Raw genomic sequence first — 25,607 nt, forward strand, 5'->3', positions numbered from 1 at the left:
ACTTTCTTTTCGATTGGAAAATAAAAATCAAAAGGGTAAAATTTTAAATAAATTAGAAACAATAGAGCTAAACACAAGTATAACACCGCTAAAAAATATGAATTTATTATATGTTCCGACTTCAATAGAGCGAGAAGAAGAAGAACATATATTAAATGTTATACTTTCCGATGATCTAGGTAATGAGTTTGTAAAAAAACTGACTTTTAAGGTAAAATTGGGCATCATAATGAATGTCGAAAGGTTAAAACCTAATGACGTAGTTTATCCTTTTGCTAAAAAAGCATATCAGACGAACGGGGAGTTTAATTTTAACTTTGAAACTAAATCGGAAATTGAATATAAATTATTTTTTAAGTTGGATGATTCAAATCAAAAGGGAAAGATTTTAAATAATTTACAAACTATTGGATTAAACACAAATATAGTTCCTTCAAAAAACATGAAATTAACTTATATACCTACCTCTTTTGTACGTGATGGAGATATACACACATTAAATATTATACTAAGAGATAGTCAAGGAAAAGAACTTATTAAAAAATTAACATTTACGGTTAATTTAGGAATTGAATTTAAAATAGAAAGGTTATCCATGGATAAAATTATCCCTATATATCAGTTAAAAACTCTTAATGGGACAATCAGTAATGGCGCTGAAAAATATAAAGGTATTGGAGATACTCAAATAACCTATTTTTCAAAATCTGATATCCACACAAATTTTGAAATAAACTCAGATAATAAACTAACTGGTAAAATATTTTACCAAATGGTAAATTATAATCTTCCTCGAGTTAAGTTAAACCTATCCGAAGGTAATACTATCTTTAATTATTCAAACAGTAATTTAGCAGAAACGCAACTATATACATTTAATAATACTAATACTTTAAATGTAGCTTTAACATTCGTTGAATTGCCAAATATCAGTTATAAAAAAGAAATTACTTACCCAGTATATCAAATCCCACTTATTGAGAACCTAACATACGAAAACAAAGAGGCTTCATATAAGAACAATAGCGGTGAACGTTATAGAAAATATTTTTATACATCTAGTTTTAAAGTTACCATTGAAAGAGAAGTAAATATAGCAGCAGCCTACACCTTCGGGAAATCCTCAGTAAATAAAGATCTAATTAGAGTAGGTACAATAGTTAGAAGCTCCCTGCCTGTATCTAACCAAAGAATTAATAATAGTATTAATTATGAAAATTCCAAAACTTATTTTCAAAGTCGAACACGGAGAAATAAAAATCTTACTATTATATTTCCAGAAGGAAGCGAATTAATGACGCAAATAATAGATACAAAAGGTATATTAAATGTAAAATATGGTAATGTTACATTCTCAACGGATGGCAATTTCGATAGAAACTGGGACGCGTACACAATCAACGGAAATAATTTAGGAAATTATATTACTTTATATTAACTATACATAAAAATAAAAATTGAAAAAATGAAAAATTATTTTTTAAAATTTGCGCTTATTTTATTTATTGTTTTAAATACGTCTTCGTGTAGTAATGATAATGATGACGATGATTTGCAAGAAATTTATAAAGATAAGGATATTACAGATAATACATTTTCATCGTATTTAGATCTTAAATATTTGTTTGATGATGTATTTAAAAATGATTTTCAAATACTATCATCGCTAAGTCCGACAGATGAAAATATTTTTTCGGTGAACGGTCCTAAATCAAATATATTTATGGATCAATTTTCTACTTATTTTACGCCTGATAATAATTTAATATATTTTGAATTTGTGTTTAATAAAGACAGGGGAGATATTCCATTTTTAGCCATTTCATATTTGAAAAATGGATATATAAAAAACTGGATAGATCCAGAAAATCAAAAAATAGAAATTGATTTAATCCGTAAAAAAATAAAAGTAATATATAAAGATGAAAAGGGGGATGAAAATATTATGTTACTTGATAAGTTTAAAATATTAGAAAGTAATACCCCAGGATATCAAAAATTTTACCTTGAATTTGAAATGATAATAAATGATAATAAAAAAATTAATTGGAAGTTTAAAAATATTTAAATTTAATACTATATAAAATAAGGTAGCTAAAAGCTACCTTATTTTTATTTTTATTATGAAAAAATCGGTCATAATTTTTTTTATAATTTCTTATTCTTATTCTTTTTCTCAAAAGTCATGGATTAACAAAAAATACATTTATAAAGAGGATAGTAAGGAAAGTAATAATACGTCTATAAATAATAAGGAAAATAAAGCGTATAAAGATCTGGTTTTTATTGAAAATGAGACAGTTATAGGTCCTGAAAATAGGAAAAGTAAGGATCCTGTTTTTAATGAAAATAAGACAAGTATAGATCCTGAAAATAGAAAAAGTAAGGATCCTGTTTTTAATGAAAAAAAAGAATTTTTTTTAAATCCGATTCGGCCGCAAGATTGGTCAAAAATTAGTTCTAAATATGGAAGTAGAAAGCATCCTATTTTGCATACAATTAAACATCACACAGGTATAGACATTCCAGCACCTATAGGAACGCCTGTTTATGCTGTTTTGAGCGGGTTTATTGAGGTCAAAACTTATGATAATATTAATGGTAATTATATAAAAATTAATCATCAAAATGGGTATATTACGGCCTATTGTCATTTGTCAAAATTTAATGTAAATAAAGGTCAATTTGTGGAAAGGGGACAAATCATTGGATATGTAGGTAATACAGGTAGGGCCACAGGTCCACACTTACATTATGAAGTTCGTTTTAAAGGTGAAAGGAAAAATCCTGAACATTTTTTACTTTTCAAATAAAATTATTTGGGTGTTACCTTCGGTCGGGCTTTCCGTTTCAATTCCTCAATTTCCTTATCTATTTATAGTAAGATATTTTATCTATAAAAGCTAAAATATCTTAATAAATAGTATAAGTAAATTTTGCGGGATTTACACTTCAATCCCTAACACATTAATAAGGAATAAAAGCATTTGCATGCTTTTATGACTTATTTGATTTATTCCCCTTTCTTAGACATCTAAATTTAGGATTTTACCTTTGCCAGAATTTAATATTTGTTTTTTATTGTATAAAATGAGTTCTCGTATGTTTTCTTTGCAAAGGTTTAAAATTACAGAATTAATAAAAAAATTAATTTAGGTTTCTTTTTTTATCACAATTTTTTTTTAATCATCTTCAATTTTTTTGATCTTAAAATCAAAAAATTTTGATTCTTAAAAAATTGTAAGATAAAAAAAAACACTCCTAAATTAATTTCAAGCTTCCGTTTCCTCCGTCTCCTCCAGTTTTATTGATTCTGTAATCTTAATTAAAAAAGCTAAGAAAACATACCCTCGAAAACTCATTTTATACGATATAAAAAAAACAAATATAAATTCTAAAAGGTAAAATTTAGATGTCTAAGAAAGGGGGATAAAAAAGAAAAACACCCCTCTCAAATCTATATTACCGATATATAATTTTTATCATTAAAATCTAAAACATATGAAAAAAACAAAATATAACAATCTAAAAATCATTAAATTACATTATTATTTTAACATTATTTTAACATTATTTATTAGATAAACTTGATGTTTTTTCGTAAATTTAATATAGAAAAAAAAAAATAATTATTATGAAAAGAACAATAATAAAAGTTAAATTTGATCATTTAAAAAATAAAATAACTGTAATTTTTATATTATCAATTGAAAAAAATATAAGTGAAAATTTATTTAATAAAATACGTGAAATAAAAAAAGAGCTTAACGTACAAACTACTATTTTTACTAAACCTTTATCTTTATTAGTTCAAACAGACGAAAATATCAAATTTGTTGATGGGCTCAATATTTTAGGATCTGTAAGCTTTAATAATAATTCTAATGAATATTTGCAATTAGTTCATTTTATTAAGTCAATTAAACCAGAAATAAAAATAACATATGCAACTAATAGGCCTGATCATAATAGTGATTTCTTTCTTTGTGATAGTGAAGGTAATATAACTAAAGAAGGTATTAAGGCTGAAAGTTTAACTCAAAATATTTTTCAATAAATATACAAATTTATAATTATTATATAATTATAAATTTGTATATTTGGATAGCATTAATAATAGTGTAAAATTAAATCTTATAAATATAATGATTAAAATATTTAAGGTATGTCATATAATTATTTTTTATATATATGCTTTGAACATTAAAACGGAACAAACTGTTCCGTTTCTTCCTCCTTTTAGACCTGATCTTGAATATAAGTTAGTAGCTGTAGTTTGGTTTTTTCTTAATTTAATCGTTGATTTAATGTATAATACGCTTATCTATTTTTTTAAAAAAAAGAGGACTACTAAAGAAGAGGACGAAGAATTTATTAACGAAAATAAAGAAGTATGTAAAGAAGCATATTTGAAAATAATAAAGGAATTTTTGATAGTATATATGTTAGCTGGCATAATAATGTTACTAATCATTATATATAAACAAGGTCATTAAAGTAAAATATAAAATAAATATACAAATTTATAATTATTATATAATTATAAATTTGTATATTTGAACAACAATACAATTATAATATAATTTTAAATGAAAATAATTAGTATTATTAATAATAAGGGGGGAGTTGGTAAAACAACTACTACAATACATTTTGGAGCTTTTTTAGCTTCACAACAAAAGAAAGTTTTATTAATTGATCTAGATGGCCAATGCAATTTGTCTGCCAGAGTCGGGGCAAATGGGCTAAATTATGATATTCTTAATCTCTTAGAAAAAGAATATGATAACGTTCGCATGAAAAAAGATATAAATGTTGAATTATATACTTTGAAGGGAAACAAAAAAATCGATCTATTTAATTTTAAAAAAAACTCTTTAAAAGAAGCTTTAAGGCCTTTAGACAAACATTTTGATTATGTGATTATAGATTGCCCCCCTAAGGTATTACATGAAGAATTATTGACATCTAGCGAAGTCGCTTTAATAGCATCGGATTTTATAATTATTCCTATACAAGCTAATGAAGATGCTATCAATGGTGTGCAAACTTTGTTAGACGAAGTACGAAGAATTAAATCTAAAGATAATCCTAATATAGAAATTTTAGGTTTATTATTTACTTATGTGTTCGAAAAAGAGAAGTTATTTAAATTTTTTTACGATGAAGTAGATAGTTTAACTAACGGTAAGGTTTTTAAAAATTATATTAAAAAAAATTCAGAAATTCAGAAAGCAGAATTATATAAACAGACGATATTTTCATATAATAAAAATTCGTCAGGCGCTACCGATTATGCTAATTTCAGTATTGAAGCATTAAAAAGATTAAAATAAAATGGGAAAACAAAAAAAGGGATTTGAAGATATTAATTTAAATATTGATATTGATATTGAAGATTTAAAACAAGAGCAAAAAAACGAAAAAGAAAGGAAAATACTTTTGTTAAGAATAGATAAAACCTTAAAAGATGAATTTCAAAAAGAAATAACAAAAGCGTTTTTTATTTATAAGTTGGATTTTTCAAAGCAAACAAGTACTTATATGTTAAGTTTACTTGTACATAATATGTCTGAAAATTATTTAGATAAATATAAAAGTATTTTAGATCTTAATGATAATGATATAGCCTTTTACTCAAATAAGAATACTAAAGGCCGTAATTTACCCCCCAACGTCTATTTAAACACTCCTATTAATTATTCAATAATCACAACTACAGAAGTTTTAGAAGGATATAAAAAATTAATGAATACTTATTATAAAAATGAATTGGCTAAGTTGGGCATTTCCAGATATAGTAATGCTTTTTTCTTTTACGAAATGGTTGACTTTTTAAAGTCGAATTTAAATAATTTAAAAATTATTTAATTTATAAAAATGAACAATAAAGATATCATAATAAAGACCATAACGGTTGCTAAAAACTTGTCAGATTTTATAAGTGTACCAAAAACCGTAAATAAAATAACTGATAAAGAGGATATGCCTATACATGCTATCAGGATAATTTTTTATATGATTAATAAATTGCGTAATAAACAATTTATGGCAGATAGAAGTCCACAAATAAAGATCCAGTTTGAAGAAGATTTTTTAACCGTACATAATACATATGCTGAATTTTCTTTGCAATATAAAGATATAAATTATAATAGTAGAAACACTTATGAGATAAGAAAATCATTAGAATATTTAACCAAACATTTGTATGGTTGGAAAACTGCTACAAATTCTAAAGGTGAGGAAATAAAAACTTTAGGAGGCTTTATTGTAAGTCCTAGTTTTGGAAAAGGTAAGGCCACTTTTTTAATTTCAAGTTATTGGCTACAACAATTATTAGATTTAGATTTAAATTATAATAAAAGTTTATATAATATTGTATTTAAGTTATCGTCAACTAAACAAGTACAATTTTATCTATGGCTTATGACTGTAAAAACTTATACGGCATGTTATATAGACAGTCTTAACGAGCGATTTAAATTAAATTACAAAAGCAATAGGGATATTTGTAACCATTTTTTAAAACCGATAAAAAACAAATTAGATAAAATATCTATAACATCATTTAATTACAGCTATAAAGGAAATTCTAAAATAGAAATTATTATTTATAATACCAAGTTACAAGAAATAGAATTAGATGACTCTACCAACGATAAAATTTTAAAAATTTATAAACTTTCATATATAAAGAAAAGACATCGGTTAAATGATACTGATATATTACCATTAAAAAACATTTTCTATAACGATCGAAAAAATGATTTACAATTGGTATATATAGGATATGATATGATGGTGATCAACTGTAGAAAAAATAAAATTAAAATGACTTCTTATGTTGGCCAAGTGTTTTTAAATCATTTACAAAAATATGTCGAAGAAGCTTATTTAAATACTACAACTGGAAAAAAATATCCAAAATTATATCCTAGATTATATTAATAATAAGAATTTACATTATTTGCACAAATTCACTCACAAATCTTATTATATAAAAATTCACTCAAACCCGTTATTTATAAGATGTACAGGTTAAAACCGCTTATTAATATACTCTTAATTAGACAAAAAAACCTTAAAAGTTAAAACTTTTAAGGTTTGAATATTTAAAAACTTTAAAACTAACTATTCATTAGAATGATATAGTACAAATATAATTAATTAACACCAATCAAACAAATATTTGTTAAATTTATTTTATCTATATATAGTAAAATTTAAAATGAAATTAATTTTTAAATACTTGAATAGTATTTTGTTAAAAAGAACCTTTGATATAAGAATATCAAAGGTTTTAAAAAATTATTTACTAACTATAAAAGATCTATAAGTACAAATATAAGTTAAAAATCTATACTCAAATAAATATTTGATATTTTTTAGCTATATAAATTTAAATATTAGAAAATATAGCATAATTCCACTCACATTATATATATCTATAATATATATATAGCATAATTCCACTCACATTGCACAATTCTACTAACAAAATCAATTTCTTAGATCTATTTTTTCACAATTCTACTAACAAAATCAATTTCTTAGATCTATTTTTTCACAATTCTACTAACTCAGTTTTCACAATTCTACTAACTCAGTTTTCACAATTCTACTCTCTTTTTTCTCACAATTCTACTATCAAAAAAACAAACCAAAGCTTTATAAATAAAGGGATTATTTGTAAAATTAAATTATTAAAGTATTATGTATAAATTATATTTAATTTTTTTAAATTATTTTTTCTAAAAGGATTTTAGATAGGCATAAGCCTATCTAAAGAATTTGTTTAAAGGTTTTTTTAGCTTTCTAAACAAAGAAAGGTAAATTTTTTTATAAAAAAAAACCTGGAATAAATCCAGGCCCTTTCTTCGTTATCTATGCGGCGCTTCTCAAGGTCCTCCTCAGGTTGCCTCTTTGTCCTTCCACAATAGACATTACAAATATATAAAATTTTATATATAAAACAAATTTTTATTTTATATAAAATAAAAATTACATCTATATATAAGTTTACAAAAGTAGATAAATAAAGAAATGTGTCGGCCCAATTTTCACCTAAATAAAGAAATGTGTCGGCCCAATTTTCACCTAAATAAAGAAATGTGCCGGCCCAATCTTCACCTAAATAAAGAAATGTGCCGGCCCAATCTTCACCTAAATAAAGAAATGTGCCGGCCCAATCTTCACCTAAATAAAGAAATGTGCCGGCCCAATCTTCACCTAAATAAAGAAATGTGCCGGCCCAATTTTCGCCTAAATAAAGAAATGTGCCAGGGATATTATCTTTTGAATAAAAAATGAGCCGGGTTTATTATCATATTTATAATATATTTACTTATTTATTAAGAATTTATCAGTTAATTTATTTTCTAAGTTCTGAGCTGTACTTAATTATTCAAGCGGGTATATATAATTATATTATAATTATATTTTTATAAAAAATAACAAATATTTATTTGATAATAAATAAATATTTTATATCTTTGATTTATAAATAAAATATATTTATCTATTATGAAAACAAAGAAATTAGTAATTACACAAGAAAGCTTATTGAAAGAAGATCTAGAAACAAAAGAAAAATGGAGCTCATATTTAATTCGATGGATATGATGGAAAAAGTAGTCGATCATCGCATAAATAAAATAAAGGAAATAAATATTGAACTAAAAAAGCTTATTGAAAAATGACAAGTTGTCCGAAAAATAGTAAAAAATACCTTTAAAAGTAAAATTTTGCTTGCAAAATACATTTACAAAGTAGTAAAATACTGATAAATAATATTTTATCAAATCACATAACAAATGTTATGTTAAATTGACCCCTTTAAGATAAGAAAAATATTTATAAAATTTTATAAATTAAAACTAAAGAAAAGGTATAAAATACCTTTTCTTCTTTTGTTCCGAACGAATTTACTTTGGAAGAGCGTCTGTATTTTCTTGTAAAGATTCATCTTGAAGATTATCTTTGTTTTTTTTCTGTAAACAGCCTGTAAATTCTAAATTTTTAGCTAAAACTTCTACTACACTTCTTTGCTCTCCATCTTTTTTAAATTTCTTTTGGTGAAGTTCTCCAGTAATTTCGATTTGATCACCTCTTTTGAAATGTTTTGTTATTAATTCAGCTATATTATTGAAAGCGCTAATGCTAAACCAATCGGTATCATCTATATAGGTTTCTTGTCCATCTTTCATTTCCTTTTTCTTTTTATTAACAGCTAAAGAAAAATTAAGAACTATATTATTATTAATAGTCTTTAACTCTAATTGATTTCCTATTCTACCAGTAATGTTAACAAAATTTTTCATAATTAATAAGTATTTTTTATTTATAAATCAAAGATACGAAATATTTATTTATTATCAAAGAAATATTTGCTATTTTTTATAAAAATATAATTATATTATAATTGTAAAAATACACATAAATATAAATAAGTGTTAAAATTATGTTAATATTTTTTACTTTTCTTTGTTTAGAAAGCTAAGAAAACCTTTAAACAAATTCTTTAGATAGGCTTATGCCTATCTAAAATCCTTTTAGAAAAAATATTAATTTTTTAAATTGTCTATGGAAGATTGTAAATAATTTATAATAGCATTATTTTCTTTAGATCTTATATAATTTTTAAAAGAAATATTTGATTTTAAAATTTCTTTTTCATTTTCAATAAGAAAAGAAATAATAGTATCAATGTTAGAAATATTTAATTCCTTATTATCGATAGTAAGATATGTATTTTGGTACATAGTGCCGCGCCCGTAATTTATCCATTCAGGGTTTATATCTGGAAATACATTTAATAAAGCGTTAATTGTTTTCAATGAAGGATCGCTTTTGCCAGCTTTAATATTATAAAATATTTGAGAATTAATACCTTTTTTACCTAATTCATAAGGTGTTATTTTTTTTTCTTTAATTACGGATAAAAAACGTTGCGCTAATTCGCTTAAATTTTTTTCACTCATGAATATGTATAAAATTAAAGATAATAAATATTTTTTTAAATATTTATTAATTAGATAAAATTAAAGTATTTAGTATACAAATATACTTAATGATATTAAGATATGGATTGAAAGAGTAAAAAAAATTTATGCATAGACAATGTAAAAAAGCACTCTTTTTAAAGAGTGTTTTTTTACATCATAATTTTTAATAATTCTAATGCACTATCTTTATCTTTTTTAGTGAACTTAATATTAGTATCTTTTAACATTTTTTTGTCAAAAATATCTATATCTTTTTTTAATTCTTCTAATTTAATTTTACTAGAATTATCATTAAAATTTGTAAGTATATCGTTTAATTTTTCTGAAAAATTGTATAAATTTAAACTGATTTTTTTTATATAAGATTCATTTAAATTAACTGAATTTTTATTTTTTTTTTCGTCATTTTTGTTTGTATTTTCTGTATTATTCATAGGTGAAAAATTTTAAATCATTATTAAAATCAAATATAATATTTAAAATTTTTAATATCAAAAAATAATTAAATATTTAGATATTTTTATTTTTTTATGAAAAAAAAAACTCGGAGAGAAAGAAAAAAACTCGTGGAGAAAAGCGTAGCGCCGCGACACGAGTTTTTTTTTAACAAGAGGAAGCAACGGAACATACTGTTCCGTTGCTTTAAGTAGCTGGAAATCAATGTACTAATATTATAACTTTAAATATATAATTATTTATATAATTATTTTATATATTTGTTTAATATTAAATCATTAATATTGAGCATTATAACTTATTAAAATTCAATTGATTTTTTAATTAATTATACATTTATGAAAAAAACTACATCTGTAACTATATTGTTAAGTGATAAGGAAATTTTAGTTAAATTATTAAAACGCGATTCAGAAAAATTCTTAATTGATTACTTTTCTTATATGGTTAAGTATTTTTTATCTACAGGTATTAATCCTAAAAATGTTTCAAATAATCCCATTATAGAATGCATTAATAAATTTTATGATTTAGTAGAAAAACGAAATAAGCAAATGTCAAATTGGATAGGAAAACTAGATAGCAAGTATTTTCCTGATATTTTTCAATTACTATCTAATATAGATAACAAAATCATTTTAGAATCTAAGAAAAATATTTCAGAATCTGAGGAAATTTCTATTTCTAATTCTAATAATTTTGAAAAAGAAATTGAAGATTTAAAAGAATTAATTTTAAAAAAAGATGAAGAATTATTATTATTCAAAAAAAGAATTAAAGCTAAAATTGAGTCTATTGATAATATGATAAGTGAGGATAGGAAAGGAATTTTTCTAAAAGAAAAATTATATATCTCAGAATATAATATTGTAAATTTTAAAAAAGATATATTAAAAATAATTGATGATTTAAATTAATATATGTATATAAATTTTACTGCTCATTTACCTAATAAAAGCGTTAGTAGTTCTACCTTTTTCGATTATTTAGAAAAAGAAAATTCATTATTAAAAGATATTTATTTTAAAAATAGAACATATAAAAACGATGTTGATGTACAAATACCTATTTTAGATAATTATAATATATCTGATGATATACTAAATTATAATAGTATGATTAACATTAAACGGGATGGGTTCGGAGAGTTTGAAATAAACGTTAATTTTAATAAAGATGAATTTTCTGTAAGTAATCAGGGAGAATATACTGTTAGTCGTAATTTATTAAAAGATAAAATAGATAAGATCTTCGATGAGGAGTTTAAAGATATGCCTAAAAAATTAAAAAATGATTTGAAAAAAGACGCTTATCAATCCTTTACAAATAATATACAAAAAGAATATTTAAAAAATGAAAATCACTTTTACAATCATTCATACGATCCCAATAATCTACATGATAATATTATTTTGAAAAGTGAAGCAATAAACGCAATCGATAATAATCGAGGGACACAATCATTAAAATTATCAAATTATTATACTTTTTGTATCAGTTTATCAGCAGCAGAGTTGCGACATCTTGATAAATTAGCTGAAAAAGAGTTAGAAAATAGGGGGATATCTAAATATATTGATACTGATAATACTGAATTAAATTGTTTTTATTTAGAACAAGTTAACGAATTAAAAAAAATACAACTTCAATTATATACAAAAGATATTATGAATGAATATGCTAGATTGATGGATAGGGAAATATATGTACACCAAGATCAATTGCCTAGCGATAGAGAAAGATTAAAATTTAATGCTTTAATAGATGATAAATATAAAGATTGGATGAGAAGCAAAAATTTTACAATTGAAACTTTTTCAAATAATAATGACTATATAGAGATTAATGAATTTTTTAAAATAAATGATTCCGATGTATATTATATAAGAAATGAAGATACAAATAATGAATATGTTAGAATTTTTATACCTGCAAGTCATTCTTTTTTAAAAAATAACATCTTAAATATTGATGGGAAATATTATAATCAAAATATACTAAAAGAGATAGATAGAGAGAATTTTTTAAATGATAGATTTGAGCTTGAAAAATATAATTACTCTATTTTAGAGGAAAAAGAAACATCTAAATATACTACCGTAGTTGATAAATTTAAAATTAATGATGTTGAATTGCAATCGAATTTAGGAAAAAAAAATCTTTATGTTTCAATTGAAAAAGGTCAATTAATAGATCCTTTACATTTTAGGATGAATAGTAAATTATTTGAAGAGGAAATTTACAGACAGTCACTAAGCGAAGCTAAGAAGTTAAAACCCGAAATAAAAGAAGATTGTTTAAATGAATTTTTAAAACAAAATAAATATATTTTTCAAGAAGATATATTATACAGGATAGAGAAAGATGAAAAGATAGAATTAACTAAAGATGAGCAAAAGAATTTTTATAATGTTTTAGAGGTTAAAATAAATCGAGCTTATGACAAAGAATTTAATTTAAAAAATCCAATGAATGAATATTTTAAAATAACGGATTTTTTAACAAAAACGTACTTTGATAATTCATGTATAGAGATCAAGAAAGAGAGTGAAAAAGCTATGCTAGTTAAAGTATTTTATAATGATAATTATTATAATTTTTGGACACCAAAGAAATTGGCCGACATAACAGATGATAAGATTGGGATAAATAGAGATACTTTACAGAATGCCGTAGATCGAAAGAATTTATATACTGATTACGATAGTTCTTACGAAGGCCAAAAAACACGAATACGAAAAGATAAAGAAATTGAAGACTATTTTATCTCTATACCAATAGATAATAATATATGTGTTAAAGTACCACAAACACAGGCAGTAAATTTAACGAATAGACATTTTAATTATTTGAAAGAACAAGCGCAATTAGAATATTATAAGTCATATTTTAAAAAAGAGTTTGATTTAATTAGCAAAAATAATACGGATAGTATTAAAAAAATTGAAGAAGATTTTAAAAAATTTTTAGAACAAGAAAAAAATATAATCGTAGGCGAAAGGATAAAAAAGGTAAAAATACCTATAAAGATTTTAAAAAAAGGCAATGATAAATCACTTATAAAAGTAAAGAAGGAGTCAAAAGATCTTCAATTTTATGTAGGCAATAAATACATTGATTTTAAACATAAGATTTTAGAAATGAAAGAAAACAATTTAAAAAAATTGATAGATAATGCAGAGGAAAGAGACAAAGCGTATAATTTACTTATTCCACTAGATGATAAAAATTGTGAGCTTACAACCAATAAAAAAAATGAAATATATATAACTTATTCGGAAGAAATTAAAGGATTGACAAATCCTATAGTAATGACTTTTCCATATGATGAAAAAATTGGATATAATGTAAAACAGGGGGAATATCTATTTAAAAAAGAGAAGGCCATTGAAAATGAGGTTAAAAAAGAGTATGGAGATGTTAAAGAAAATATTAAAAATGAGATATGGAATAATTGCGGTTATAATACAGAAAAAAGGAAAATAACGGGAGAAGATTTACTTTACTATGCCAAAATTGAGCAAGAACGAGTTTTTAAAGAAACAGATAGAGAAGTTTTACTAAATGAAGATATATTAAGGGAAATTGATAATTGTACAAATGACGTTGATAAAAAGAAATTGGAAGGTCTTTTACATAGAAATGTAAATAATGAAGTTATAAAACCAGGTGTAGTAAAAGACGGAGATAATACGCACATTCATATTGTGGTATCTCGCCATGATAAGACATCAATTAACCCGAAAGATAAGGTTTCCATGTCTCCTATAACTAATAATAAAGATGATTTTAATCGGAATGAATTTAGGCAAAATTGCGAAGAAATTTTTGATAATAAATTTCAATATGATAGACCTATTTACCAATCTTATTTATACCACATTAACAAATATAAACCGAATTTTAAAGACATGCTATTAACGAAAGTAGGTAATGAATTGAAAAAGGAATTATTAAACCAATCAGGGGTCTATGAAAGTATTAATACAATTAATCCTATAAAAGATGTAAAAAAAATAATTTTATCGGGTATACCTGTTCCGACAAGAATTCCTACTAATAAAATTCAATTACTTTTGGAAGCGGCTTATACAGTTAAAAAGATAATAGGACTAGGATATTAAAAAATGGAAACAGTAATTACATTACCAGTAGTTATATATTGCTCATTATTTATGTTAATATTTTTATTATCGACAACAGCAGCAACAATAAAAAATTCTTTAATATCAAAATTGCTTTGGTTATTATTTTTATTACTTGTCATTGTTGAATATGTTTTAAGATTTTATATATCAATATATATATCAATACCTATATATAAACTTATATTATATGAGTCTTTGACGTTTATAATTCTTTTTTTTATAGCTCATTTCACTAAAAAAGATTCAACAAAAAAGTTTAATTATAAAAATGACATGAAGTTGAAATTAGAAAATAATAATGAAATAACTATAAAAAATTTTTCTTCTGGAATCTCTATTTTTTCGGCGTCGGGTTTCGGTAAGACGACAAGTGTTTTATATCCTATAGCAAAAGAATTTAGAGATCGTTGTATGTCAGGTGTTGTTTATGATTACAAAAATGGAGAATTTACTGAGATCTATTTGCCTTTATATAAAGATAAAGCCGATATAATTGATATTTTTTCATTTGATGATATTCACACTAAAAAGATAAATGTTTTAGATCCTAAGCTTTATACTGATGAAACAGCAGTTAAAGAAATAATTTTAACGCTAATGCAATCATTACTGGGCAAAAAGGCTTTTCAAGGTCCTAACGCTTATTTTGCCAATACTGCAACAAGTTTATTAACCGCCGTTGCAATGAGGTTTATTTTTGATTTTCCACAATATTCAACGTTGCCGAATGTAATAGCTTTCTTACTCGGAACTGATTTTAGTAATGAAGTTTTTGAAAACGGAAAACCTTCTACACAAATTTTTTACGGTTTAGACAAATTTTTAAAAGAAAATCATCGGTCTTATATTCAGGCAAAGGATGCCATTTTAGCTTTTAGAAATCCCGAAACTATTTCAAATGTATCTTCTACTTTATTTAATGCATTAACAAAGCTTAGTAATCCTAAATTCTTTTGGTCTTTATCTGAAAGTGAGATAGACTTAGATATAAATAAAAGCGAAAAGATACTTATAATTTTAAATAACCCTACTGATGAGTTAATGTATACACCTGCTTTAATAACAATATTTAATATAGTAACAAAGCGTATGCAAGTTAAAGGAAGAAATAAAAGCTTTTTAATGATAGATGAGGCATCAACAATTGAGTTAGAAAATATGGCGAGTATTGTTGCAACTATGCGGACTTTTGGGGTATCAACTGTTTACTGTACCCAAGATATTTCACAGGGTAGGTATGCTTACTCTCAGGTAGGTTTCGATAGAATATTATCTAATTTAAGTACGCAATTTTTTGGAAAGGCCAATGAACCTAATACAATGAAATTTTATGAAGGTTACATGGAAAAAATAAAAGTAAAAGAAAAATCTCATACAAAAGGTAACGGAAGATTAAGTATAACGTCAAGTTTTCGGGAAAAACCCAAAATACAAGGATATGAGTTCGGACAATTTGAAAGAGGGGAATTTATGTTTATAACTGAAGGAACGCAAGAACGGATAAAATTAAAAAATAATAGTAATATAGAATTAATACCCTATAACCCAAAATTAAATGAAGATGATTATAAAATATTGTCCAATAATTACGATAAAATATTAAAAAATATGCGTGATTTTTCTAAAGATAGAAAGTACGGATTTTATGGTAATGAAAAATAATTATTTTTCATTATCTTTTTTAGTTAAAAAATAATATCCCGTTATGACAAAACCAATAATAAAAGACCCGATATAAATAACATACTTTATGTTTTTTGGAATATCTGCAAAAAAATCTAGTAAAGTAATGATCATAAAAATTGGTATTATAAATATTGTATATCTCATAGAAAACTATCAAAAAAACGGTTTATATCTGCTCCTTCTTTTCTCAAAAATAATAGGTATTTAAAAAGCTTATAACTCATATATTTTTTTTCTATATACCATTTATCATTTTTCCTTTTTAAAAAGTCATTAAATTCCCTCTCTTTTTTTAGACGTTCACTTGTGATTTTTCTTGCGAAAGTTTTTTTTCGTAAGTCTCGTAATCTGTTCATTTATATAGTGTAAATAATTCTTTAGGTCTTGATTATTCAAAGCTAATAAAAAAGATTGAGATAAAGGATATATACCCTTTTTAAAAAAAAATGTAGGCAGGAATATATTAAATAACTTTTTCATTAAACAAAGATAAAAAAAATCTCGAATATATTAGATATTTTTTTATCTTTGTCAGATAAAATAAAATAAAATGAAAAGTATATTTATATTTTACTTCATGGCTTTTTTTAATATATATGTGTATGCCCAATTACCTGTAACAGATGCAACAGCGGCAACAAATATGATGAAAACTATCCAACAAGGTGTAGAAGGTTTAGAAAAGTTAGATCAAACCATTAACCTTTTAGAAAAGGCACAAAATCAGCTAACGGATATTAATAATTATATTCAGACGATAGATGATATTAAAGGAGTTTATAAATTACAAAAAGACGCCTTAAAAATAGCAGGGGATTTATCCCAAAAAAAAATAGGAAGAAGCCAACTACAAAATATATCTACATCTTTAGCAAAAATTCAACAAAGCATAGTATTACTAAATAAAATATTAACAAAAGGTTTTTTTAAAATGTCAGATTATGAAAGAATGAATGTAATAAAAGATGTCAGGGATAAAGCATTTGTTAATTATAATAAAATAAAAAAATACACTTATTAGTAGTCAACTATGAAATTTATTGAAAATCTCCAAAATTTAGTAGATGAGAGCATTTTTGGATATACTTTCATGGGTGGCCAACTCGTAGCATTTGCGCTTTTAGCTTTTCAATTTATAGGAAGTGTATTTAGAACAAACATAGATACCGAAAATTCTTTTAGAAAGGAATCTTATGTTATGCTTTTTGGGGGAGCTTGTTTAATATTATCTTCTAATTGGATAATGGATGCGATTGAAGAAATGTTTGCGGGTATAGATATAAGTCTTTATTCTACAGAGTCAAATATATATAATAACTTAACAGATCAATTATATCAACATATAAGTGAAATGTGGGATGAGTGTGATTTCTGGTATGAGTATATTTCTACATTTTTTGAACATTTATGTATCTTATTCTATTATGCGATAAGTTTATTAATAGCATTTTTCGCAAAATTAGCTGACTTAATGACTACTGCTAGTTATTTAATACAAAGATATTTTATCTTAGTATTTTTAAAACTATTATTTCCGCTATGTATAGCCTTTTCAACCTATCCTAAATTAGACCATATTTTTTTTGGATGGATAAAAAGCTATATCGGCGTATTTATTTTAGGTATAGGATATATAGGTATCATTAAATTTTGCAATTTAATACCCGAAGCTGTAATTAGTTCTTTTAAAGAAGATCAAAATACTATCGGTCTAACAACTATCCCTTTTGCTTCTATCGTAGCAGTGGTTTTAACTGCTGGCGTAAAAATGGCTTTGTTTAAAAGTGTAACCGATTATGTTTATAGTTTCTTTAGATAAAATAGATATTTATGAATAACAAAGGGATAAATATATATCATGATTTAAAGAGAAACAATAAGGTTGTTTATCTTGTTTCAATAATAGCGATGGTAGCCGTTATATGCTCATTTATAAGTACAATATACATTTATAAAACATCAACAAAAAATGTATATGTTATTTCAGAAAAAGGGGAACTACTACCGTTATCAAAACTTGAAGAGAAAAGAGATAGGAAAATAGAATTAAAATCTAATATTAAATACTTTACGGATAAATATTATAACCTGAACGCATATAATATGAAGCGGAAACAAGAGGATGTTTTATGGTTGGTAGGATCTCAACCTACTAAAATTATTAAAGCTCGAATTAGATCAGGTTATTTCGATGAATTTTTATCAATTAATGGATTAATGCAAGAATCCGAATTAATAGAAAATACTTTACAGGTTAATGAGAAAGAACCTTATCAATTGTCATGTCAGATTTTAATAAAAAGAATTAATAATAATGTTATCAGGCCATATTTAGCTACGATAAAAATGGAAATGATAAACGTAGATAGAAATTATCCCTATAATCCCTATGGGCTTTTAATAACCCAATTTTCTGAGGAAATACAAGAATTGAAAGAAAAAAAAGAAATTGAGCAACTTGAACAATCGAATGAGGTTGTAAATAATCAAGTTCCACAATAATAATTGTAATAAAAAAGAAATAAATATTGAATATTAATTAAAAATTTAAGCAAATGAAAAAAATTTTAACGATATCAGTAAGCCTATATACTTTTATTATGTTTGGACAAACGGTTGACTTAGCTACTCCTGGTAAAAATCTTTTATCAAGTGTAGAATCAATCATGGGAATAGTTATAGCCATTATATTTTTATTTTTTGTATTTAAGCAAATACAAGGATATCAACAACATGAAGACGTATGGTTGACTATAAGGAATATATTATTCTTTGCCTTAGCTTCTGTGGCTGCATACGCTATTTATGCCTATGTGAAAAACCAAACTGCCTAAAAAAATAAATAGAATGAAAGAAATAAAAAACTATAGAAACATTAGAAAAGAACCAAATATATTTGGGTATTCTTTCATTAATTTTATAAATATGCTAATGAGTATATTTATCTCTCTTACCATATTTATAACGGGGACAACTCTATATCATTTTATTTCTTTCATTCTTCTAGCTTTTTTCTTTGTTATATTTTTTCGGTTTAAAAATATGAATATTTTAAAAAAAAATGTTTTTCCTGATGAAATTAATGATTTAACTAAAAATAGCTAATGGATAATTATATTATAGGTATAGATGGATCTTTTATTGTAGGATATTCATTAACACTTTTTGAAAAATTTTCTTTAGGTGAGGATGATTATGATACTATAAATAAAGAATTAAATATTACATTAAGAGATCTTCCTGATAGTGTACTTTTATGTAAGCAAGATTTCTTTTTAGAAAAAGAATACGATAATTCAAGTTTGCCTAATACTAATTATATTCAAAGATCTTATAAGAAGTATTGGCAAGGTTATAAATATATGGATCAAAAAACCTATCTATTTTTTATAAATCGAAATTCAAAAATAAATAGAAAAGATATAATTAATCCCTTTAAAATACCGAGTAAAAATAAATTTGAGGAGTTTGACAATGCTAATGATGAATTTTTGAAAATTGTTAATACCGTAACGCATCGCATCAAAACAATTACACTTAGTGGAAAAAAAACGTTAGAAGTTTCCGAACTTAGTAAAGACAACATTATAGAACATCTTAATTTTTATATGTCTGGTATGAATGACATATCAGTAGATATAAAAAAAGAATGGGAATATTTAAAAATCGGTAATCAATATTGTTCAATACTTACCTTTCCAAAAGAAGATAAATTTCCTGAAAAAAATTATACTTGTGTTAAAGATATAAATTTATCTACCGATAATAGTATTTTCTACAAAAATAACGGAGACTTTTTAGGTTTAGAGTTAAATTTTAACCATATATATAATCAAATATGTGCATTTGAGAATAATGCAAAGGTTATTGGCATGGTAGAAAATAATCAGAAAAATTTTTTTAGAAGTAGAAAAATAAGCCCACAGTTCAAAAAGATGGCAGATCTTTTAGAGGAAGATTTTAAAGAACTTATAAAGGATAACGAGAACACAAGATTTTTAAAAGGCCATAATAATATAATTATTTTTGCGCCTAGTTTGGAAGTTCTCGAAAAACGGATTTCCGAAACCATTGGAAAAATAAAGGATTTAAATTTAGTTCCTAAAAGAGTATACGGAGATAATTTATTAGCAATATACTTTTACTCGCATCCCTTATATAGTACTTTATTTGTAGAAAATCATTATTATCTAACTACTCTTCAAAATTTTTTAACATATTATGTTTTAACTGGTAAATATAATGATGATAAAGAAGGTATTTATTACAACTCCCGTATAAGTAATATTCCTGTAAAAGTTGATTGTTGGGATGATAATAAAAAATACATGAGGGCAAAAAATTTTTTTATAATAGGTCCTACAGGGTATGGCAAATCATTTAATGCATTGCATATATTATCTTATTACTCCACAAATAGTAAAATAGTCATCGTTGATTTAGGCGGAAGTTATCAGAAGCTAGCATTGTTGAATCCTCAAAAATCGGCATACATTGCATATGAAGAAGGTCAAAAACTCGGCATAGATCCATTTGAAAAAAAAGGAGAGTTAACCGCTTTAAAAATAGAAGATCTTACAGAGTTTATAATTGTACATTATAGGAGAGATAATTTGGCTACTCATCAAGAAAGGGCAACTTTAAGAAAAATTGTAGAATATTATTATTTAAAAAATAGGAAAAATACTTTTACCGATTTTATTATATTTTGTAATGAAAATAAAGAAGAAATTATAAAAAAAAATCAAATTCTACATAATTACTTTGATTATGATGAATATCTTTTATTGATAAATGAGTTTGGCCCTAACGGTATATATTCTTTTTTATATGATGATACATCAAAAAGTATATATGAAGAATTCTATAAAAAAGATATTGTCATCTTTGAACTTGAAAAAATAAGAAATAATCAATTATTATTAATGATAATGCTGCAATTAATAAGCGTAAGCATTAACGATCTTATTTGGACAGACACAAGTAAAAGAGGAGTTCTTATATTAGATGAAGTAGCAGAACAGTTACATTGGGATGGTATGTTAAGACGCGTTGAATATATTTTCCAAACTGCACGTAAAAAAGAAAGCGCGATAGGCATTATCCTACAATCTATTAATCAGTTACCAAAAAATGAATCTAGTGACTCAATTATTGAAAATACTGATGTTCTATATGTTATTTACTCTAAAGATTACGAAGCAATAAAGAAACGGTTTAACCTTTCAGATCATGCCTTCTATCAGTTATGTTCTTTAAAAAGTGATTTTTCAGCAATAAAACCATATTCAGAAGTATTTATAAAAAGAGGTGCTCATCATCAAGTATATAGATTATCAGTTGATAAAAAAACATGGTGGGCCTATCAAACAGACGGAGCGGTTAATAAAAAGCTTATGGATAAATATTACGAGTTAAACTCGATGGAAAAAGCTATTGATTATATGATTGATAATGATTAATACATTTTATGATAAAAAAAATTAAGTTAGAAATTTCCGAAATATTAAAGGATAAAAAAAAGGTATCTTATATTATTTTTACTTTGTCGATACTTCTTGTCATTTTTTGCATTGGTATTTATGCTTTCATGTCCCGTTCTACTGATAAAAGAGTTGTTGAAAATATGGAAAATCCTAATTCGGAAAAAAATTTATATAATACTAAGTTAGACGCTATTAATAAAAAAAAAGATAACAAAAATTTGTTTGGTTTATTTGGTAACGCAAAAGTAGACAGTGTTGACAATTTAAAATCAAAAGAGGATGAAGAATTTCAAGAAGATTTAAAAAATTTAAAGGCTCAAATAAATACACAAACTACAACCGTTAATAAAGTTAACGATAATTCTAATATTCAAACAAATTCGATTAAATCGAAGGCTAATGATAATAAATTTCAATATACAGAATATTACCAAGATCCTAAAGAACATAAGGAAATAAAATATTATTCAAGTAATCAGAAGGATGCAGTTGATAAAAAAAATATTTGGATAAACCCCAAATATTCTAAAAGCATGGATAAAACACCTAAAATAGATAATGTATATAAAGGGATAATCTCAGGAACAAGAAATAAATATATCACTAAATCAAACAATAGAGTATATATACGAGTCATAGAACCTTTTATTATTAAGGAAGTTCAAATACCTAAAGGAACTATTTTAGTTGCTTACGCTAATTTTGATAATGCATTAACATTAAGCGTTAAATCTATTCATAAGGACGGAAAAATAATACCTGTAAATATAAGGATATTAGACTCACAGGGTCAAGACGCTTTAGAAATTATTGGCGGCTTAAAAGATCAAATAAATAACGAGTTTGAAAATGAAATGATTAACGATATAAATACTGGAAATTCTCTCGTAAATAAGGGTATAAAAATACTCTCAAAAAAGAAAACAATTAAGGCTATAATTTCAAGCGATAATATACTAATGAAAATTGAAAATGAATAAATTAATTATTTTTCTAACTATTTTATCTAATGCTTATTGTATAGGCCAAAAAGTAATAAAGGATACTATTTTGGTAAATACCAGTATTAACTCACAAATAATATTAAACGGCGAGATTATAAAATTAGATATGAGTAATAATTTGGCTCTTTTACAAGATCCTTTATTAAATAAAGGAAAGAGCATAATTACACTAGCAGCGGAAAAGGAATTTAATAATTATGAATATATCAATATTATAAACGATAAAAATGAGTATTTCTTGATCGCTGTAAAATATCAAAAAACAATAGCTAATCCATTTTTTTTTATAGAAAAAAAAGAATTAACGGAAATGCAGAATAATAAAAATAATTTGATATTAAATAAAATTATTGATAAAGCAAATAAGATTAATTTAAAAAATAAAGAAGAATTACAAAGATTATTTTGCAATGAAAATAATTTACTAATAAAATTAGTCAATGTCCTTAGCTGTGACGATGTAATTTATTTGAGGTTGGCCATTGAAAATTTATCTGCATATACCTTTTATAATGAAGGAATAAATTTTAAAATATCAGAGTATGACTCTTACAAAAAAACAACTTCACCCGAAGAAATAATTACACCTATTTATTATACTGGAGAAAAGGAAATATCTGTTAAACCAAGAGAGAAGAAATATATTACTTATGCTTTTAATGCTTTTAAAATACCCAAAAATAGAATTTTAAAAATCGGAATATTAGAAAAATATTCAACGAAAGAATATTCAATTGATATTAATGCTAAATATATTAATAATCCTAAAAAATGGGAAGAATAATAAAGATTATAGAATAAAAAAATAAATAAATGAGAAAAAAATGGTCTTTAATAATTATGCTATTTCTTAATACCTCGCTTTATGCTCAAAGAGAGGGGGAATATTATTTAGGAATTATGGGAGGATATGAAAAAAACGGATATCTATTAGATATCCATTTAGAATATAACAACTATTCAGACGGTATTTTTAAAATAGGGGCAATGTTTCAACCAGAAGAATATAAATTTTTAGAAAAAAAGATACCTGTAAAATTATATTTAGGACAATTAAATTATTCGCAAAAGCTGATTTCTTTAGATTACGAAGATAAATATGTATTTCGATATGGCGGAGGGTTAACCATAGGATGGGAAGACGTTAACAGCGGTAAAAAATATATTTCGTCAGGATATGAATTAACACAAAAAAGTAAAATTCTTTATGGGATTAATGCAGGTGTTGAATTTGAAAGCTACTTATTTAATTTTGGCCATATGACTAGTGAAGTCTTTCTAACACTTCAAATAAATTACAACTATTTTTTTAATTCTGATATAGGATCACGCCAACCAACATTTAAAACAGGATTTAAATTTAATATATTTTAATAATTATTAACCTACAAAAATAAATGAAAAAGCTAATAAAATTCCTTTATGTGCTTATGGCCGCCTTTACCTTTTGTACTTGCGACGATAGAGCCTTCGAAGATGATAATGTTATTACTTCTTTTGATTATTCTTTTAAAATTTCTGAGGATAATATAAATGTAACTAAAGGCCTTTTTAATGGTTTTTATGAAGAAAAAATACCCTTCATTCTGGAAATTGATAATCTTCATGAATTGGATGGCCAAGACTATACAATTACTTATAATGTATTACCCAATACATTTATTTCTAATGAAAATAAAATTTTAAATGGACAATTGATTGTAAAAAAAGGGAAAATAAATTTAAGTTTTCTTGCAAAAGATCTAGGAGAAAAAATAATAGTATTTTCTTGTTCTAATGGTAATGATAAATATGATAAAAAGTTAACAATTAAATTTAATGTAACTGTACATTCTTTTGACGTGATCGTTGAACATTTAAAATCAAATGAAGTATTAATACCTTTTGCAAAAGAAAAATATCAAGATAGGGGAGCTACTTTATTTAAAATCAATACGGATGGCGATTATAAAAATATGGGTTTTGAACTATATATTAAGCCTAAAAATAACGATTCAAAAGGTAAACTTATATATGGAGATAAAGAAATAAAATTTAATGAAAAAATTGATCCAAAAGCTGAAATGCAATTTACATATATCCCTGAAAATTTTGGAAAAGATAAAGAGGAACATTTTTTATCTTTTCAAGTAGTAGATAAATTTGGAAATATCATTGAAAGAACACTAAAATATAATGTACAACAAGATGTAAAATTTCAAGCTAATAGGATTGAGCCCAATGAGATTGTTTACCCTTCTTCTATGGCAGAATATCAACATAATGGCGCATTTAATTTAAATTTTGAAAGTAAATCAGAACTTGAATATAAATTATTTTTTCAATTGGATAACAAAGATCAAAAGGGTAAAATACTGTATAATCAAGAAGCTATAGAATTACAAAAGAAAATAAGCGTATCAGATAGCATGAATTTTATATATATACCTACTTCTTTTCCTAAGGAAAAAGAAGAACATATTTTAATTATTACGCTTATTGATAATTTTAATAATGAGTTTATCCAAAAAATTAAATTCAAGGTTGAATCAGGCATTATAATGAATGTCGAAAGGTTAAAGCCTAATGATGTTGTTTATCCTTTTGCTAATAAGGATTACCAAGCGAACGGGGAGTTTAATTTTAACTTCGAAACTAAATCAGATTATAAATATAAACTTTCTTTTCGATTGGAAAATAAAAATCAAAAGGGTAAAATTTTAAATAAATTAGAAACAATAGAGCTAAACACAAGTATAACACCGCTAAAAAATATGAATTTATTATATGTTCCGACTTCAATAGAGCGAGAAGAAGAAGAACATATATTAAATGTTATAC

The 25,607-nt window shown here is 24.5% G+C and carries 24 protein-coding genes; 20 read left to right on the forward strand and 4 right to left on the reverse strand.

From position 1 onward, the window contains the following. The 8 genes from C4S75_RS05515 to C4S75_RS05550 form a co-directional block, all read left to right on the forward strand. On the forward strand, positions 1-1,438 hold a 1,438-nt coding region (locus C4S75_RS05515; RefSeq protein ID WP_221404058.1), incomplete at its 5' end, for a hypothetical protein. Positions 1,439-1,465: 27 nt separating this feature from the next. Continuing rightward, a complete protein-coding gene (locus tag C4S75_RS05520) occupies positions 1,466-2,068 on the forward strand; it encodes a hypothetical protein (protein ID WP_105297329.1) in 603 nt (200 codons plus the stop codon). A 55-nt stretch (positions 2,069-2,123) separates the two neighbouring features. Then, entirely contained in the window at positions 2,124-2,813 is a 690-nt protein-coding gene (locus C4S75_RS05525) for a M23 family metallopeptidase (protein ID WP_105297330.1), read from the forward strand. A gap of 821 nt (positions 2,814-3,634) precedes the next feature. Beyond that, positions 3,635-4,057, forward strand: coding sequence for a hypothetical protein (locus C4S75_RS05530; RefSeq protein WP_105297331.1), 423 nt, complete (start codon positions 3,635-3,637; stop codon positions 4,055-4,057). A 139-nt stretch (positions 4,058-4,196) separates the two neighbouring features. Next, on the forward strand, positions 4,197-4,496 hold the full coding sequence (locus tag C4S75_RS05535; protein ID WP_146105572.1) for a hypothetical protein: 300 nt from the start codon (positions 4,197-4,199) through the stop codon (positions 4,494-4,496). Between the two features lie 93 nt (positions 4,497-4,589). Further along, positions 4,590-5,336 carry a ParA family protein gene (locus C4S75_RS05540; RefSeq protein WP_105297333.1) on the forward strand — a complete coding sequence of 249 codons (747 nt, stop codon included), beginning with the start codon at positions 4,590-4,592 and terminating at the stop codon, positions 5,334-5,336. A gap of 1 nt (position 5,337) precedes the next feature. After that, positions 5,338-5,871: a hypothetical protein gene (locus tag C4S75_RS05545; RefSeq protein WP_105297334.1), complete on the forward strand. Its 534-nt coding sequence runs from the start codon at positions 5,338-5,340 to the stop codon at positions 5,869-5,871. 9 nt (positions 5,872-5,880) lie between these two features. Next, complete coding sequence (locus C4S75_RS05550) at positions 5,881-6,951, forward strand: hypothetical protein (protein WP_105297335.1); 1,071 nt, start codon at positions 5,881-5,883, stop codon at positions 6,949-6,951. A 1,976-nt stretch (positions 6,952-8,927) separates the two neighbouring features. Here C4S75_RS05550 and C4S75_RS05555 read toward each other — a convergent pair. From C4S75_RS05555 to C4S75_RS05565, 3 genes are all read right to left on the reverse strand, one after another. Continuing rightward, positions 8,928-9,323 (reverse strand): single-stranded DNA-binding protein, encoded by a 396-nt coding sequence (locus C4S75_RS05555; protein ID WP_105297336.1) that lies wholly within the window; start codon positions 9,321-9,323, stop codon positions 8,928-8,930. A 243-nt stretch (positions 9,324-9,566) separates the two neighbouring features. After that, complete coding sequence (locus tag C4S75_RS05560) at positions 9,567-9,983, reverse strand: helix-turn-helix transcriptional regulator (RefSeq protein WP_105297337.1); 417 nt, start codon at positions 9,981-9,983, stop codon at positions 9,567-9,569. Between the two features lie 173 nt (positions 9,984-10,156). Beyond that, on the reverse strand, positions 10,157-10,441 hold the full coding sequence (locus C4S75_RS05565; protein ID WP_105297338.1) for a hypothetical protein: 285 nt from the start codon (positions 10,439-10,441) through the stop codon (positions 10,157-10,159). Positions 10,442-10,801: 360 nt separating this feature from the next. Between C4S75_RS05565 and C4S75_RS05570 the strand changes: the two genes are divergently transcribed. Next, complete coding sequence (locus C4S75_RS05570) at positions 10,802-11,380, forward strand: hypothetical protein (RefSeq protein ID WP_105297339.1); 579 nt, start codon at positions 10,802-10,804, stop codon at positions 11,378-11,380. A 3-nt stretch (positions 11,381-11,383) separates the two neighbouring features. Beyond that, a complete protein-coding gene (locus C4S75_RS05575; protein ID WP_105297340.1) occupies positions 11,384-14,587 on the forward strand; it encodes a DUF5712 family protein in 3,204 nt (1,067 codons plus the stop codon). Here the strand turns inward: C4S75_RS05575 and C4S75_RS10065 are convergent. Beyond that, a complete protein-coding gene (locus C4S75_RS10065; RefSeq protein WP_158254215.1) occupies positions 14,584-14,730 on the reverse strand; it encodes a hypothetical protein in 147 nt (48 codons plus the stop codon). The two genes, C4S75_RS05575 and C4S75_RS10065, sit on opposite strands and share 4 nt — an antisense overlap. Positions 14,731-14,884: 154 nt before the next feature. Between C4S75_RS10065 and C4S75_RS05580 the strand changes: the two genes are divergently transcribed. The 10 genes from C4S75_RS05580 to C4S75_RS05635 form a co-directional block, all read left to right on the forward strand. Next, complete coding sequence (locus C4S75_RS05580) at positions 14,885-16,273, forward strand: type IV secretory system conjugative DNA transfer family protein (protein WP_158254216.1); 1,389 nt, start codon at positions 14,885-14,887, stop codon at positions 16,271-16,273. Positions 16,274-16,847: 574 nt separating this feature from the next. After that, positions 16,848-17,318, forward strand: a complete 471-nt coding sequence (locus C4S75_RS05590; RefSeq protein WP_146105573.1) for a hypothetical protein — start codon at positions 16,848-16,850, stop codon at positions 17,316-17,318. 9 nt (positions 17,319-17,327) lie between these two features. Next, positions 17,328-18,116: a type IV secretion system protein gene (locus C4S75_RS05595; protein WP_105297344.1), complete on the forward strand. Its 789-nt coding sequence runs from the start codon at positions 17,328-17,330 to the stop codon at positions 18,114-18,116. A gap of 11 nt (positions 18,117-18,127) precedes the next feature. Then, positions 18,128-18,799: a hypothetical protein gene (locus C4S75_RS05600; protein WP_105297345.1), complete on the forward strand. Its 672-nt coding sequence runs from the start codon at positions 18,128-18,130 to the stop codon at positions 18,797-18,799. 53 nt (positions 18,800-18,852) lie between these two features. After that, the gene (locus C4S75_RS05605; RefSeq protein WP_146105574.1) at positions 18,853-19,131 is read left to right on the forward strand and encodes a hypothetical protein; all 279 of its coding nucleotides are present in this window, start codon (positions 18,853-18,855) and stop codon (positions 19,129-19,131) included. 270 nt (positions 19,132-19,401) lie between these two features. Beyond that, positions 19,402-21,759: a VirB4 family type IV secretion system protein gene (locus C4S75_RS05615; protein ID WP_105297348.1), complete on the forward strand. Its 2,358-nt coding sequence runs from the start codon at positions 19,402-19,404 to the stop codon at positions 21,757-21,759. 8 nt (positions 21,760-21,767) lie between these two features. Beyond that, on the forward strand, positions 21,768-22,763 hold the full coding sequence (gene traM / locus C4S75_RS05620; RefSeq protein ID WP_105297349.1) for a conjugative transposon protein TraM: 996 nt from the start codon (positions 21,768-21,770) through the stop codon (positions 22,761-22,763). Further along, complete coding sequence (locus C4S75_RS05625) at positions 22,756-23,571, forward strand: DUF4138 domain-containing protein (protein WP_105297350.1); 816 nt, start codon at positions 22,756-22,758, stop codon at positions 23,569-23,571. The genes traM and C4S75_RS05625 overlap by 8 nt, the downstream gene beginning before the upstream one ends. 29 nt (positions 23,572-23,600) lie before the next feature. Continuing rightward, the gene (locus tag C4S75_RS05630; RefSeq protein WP_105297351.1) at positions 23,601-24,161 is read left to right on the forward strand and encodes a conjugal transfer protein TraO; all 561 of its coding nucleotides are present in this window, start codon (positions 23,601-23,603) and stop codon (positions 24,159-24,161) included. Between the two features lie 23 nt (positions 24,162-24,184). Next, the coding region (locus C4S75_RS05635) for a hypothetical protein (RefSeq protein ID WP_146105575.1) at positions 24,185-25,607 on the forward strand (1,423 nt) is incomplete at its 3' end.

The organism is Apibacter sp. wkB309, assembly GCF_002964915.1.
In the GTDB taxonomy this organism is placed as follows: domain Bacteria; phylum Bacteroidota; class Bacteroidia; order Flavobacteriales; family Weeksellaceae; genus Apibacter.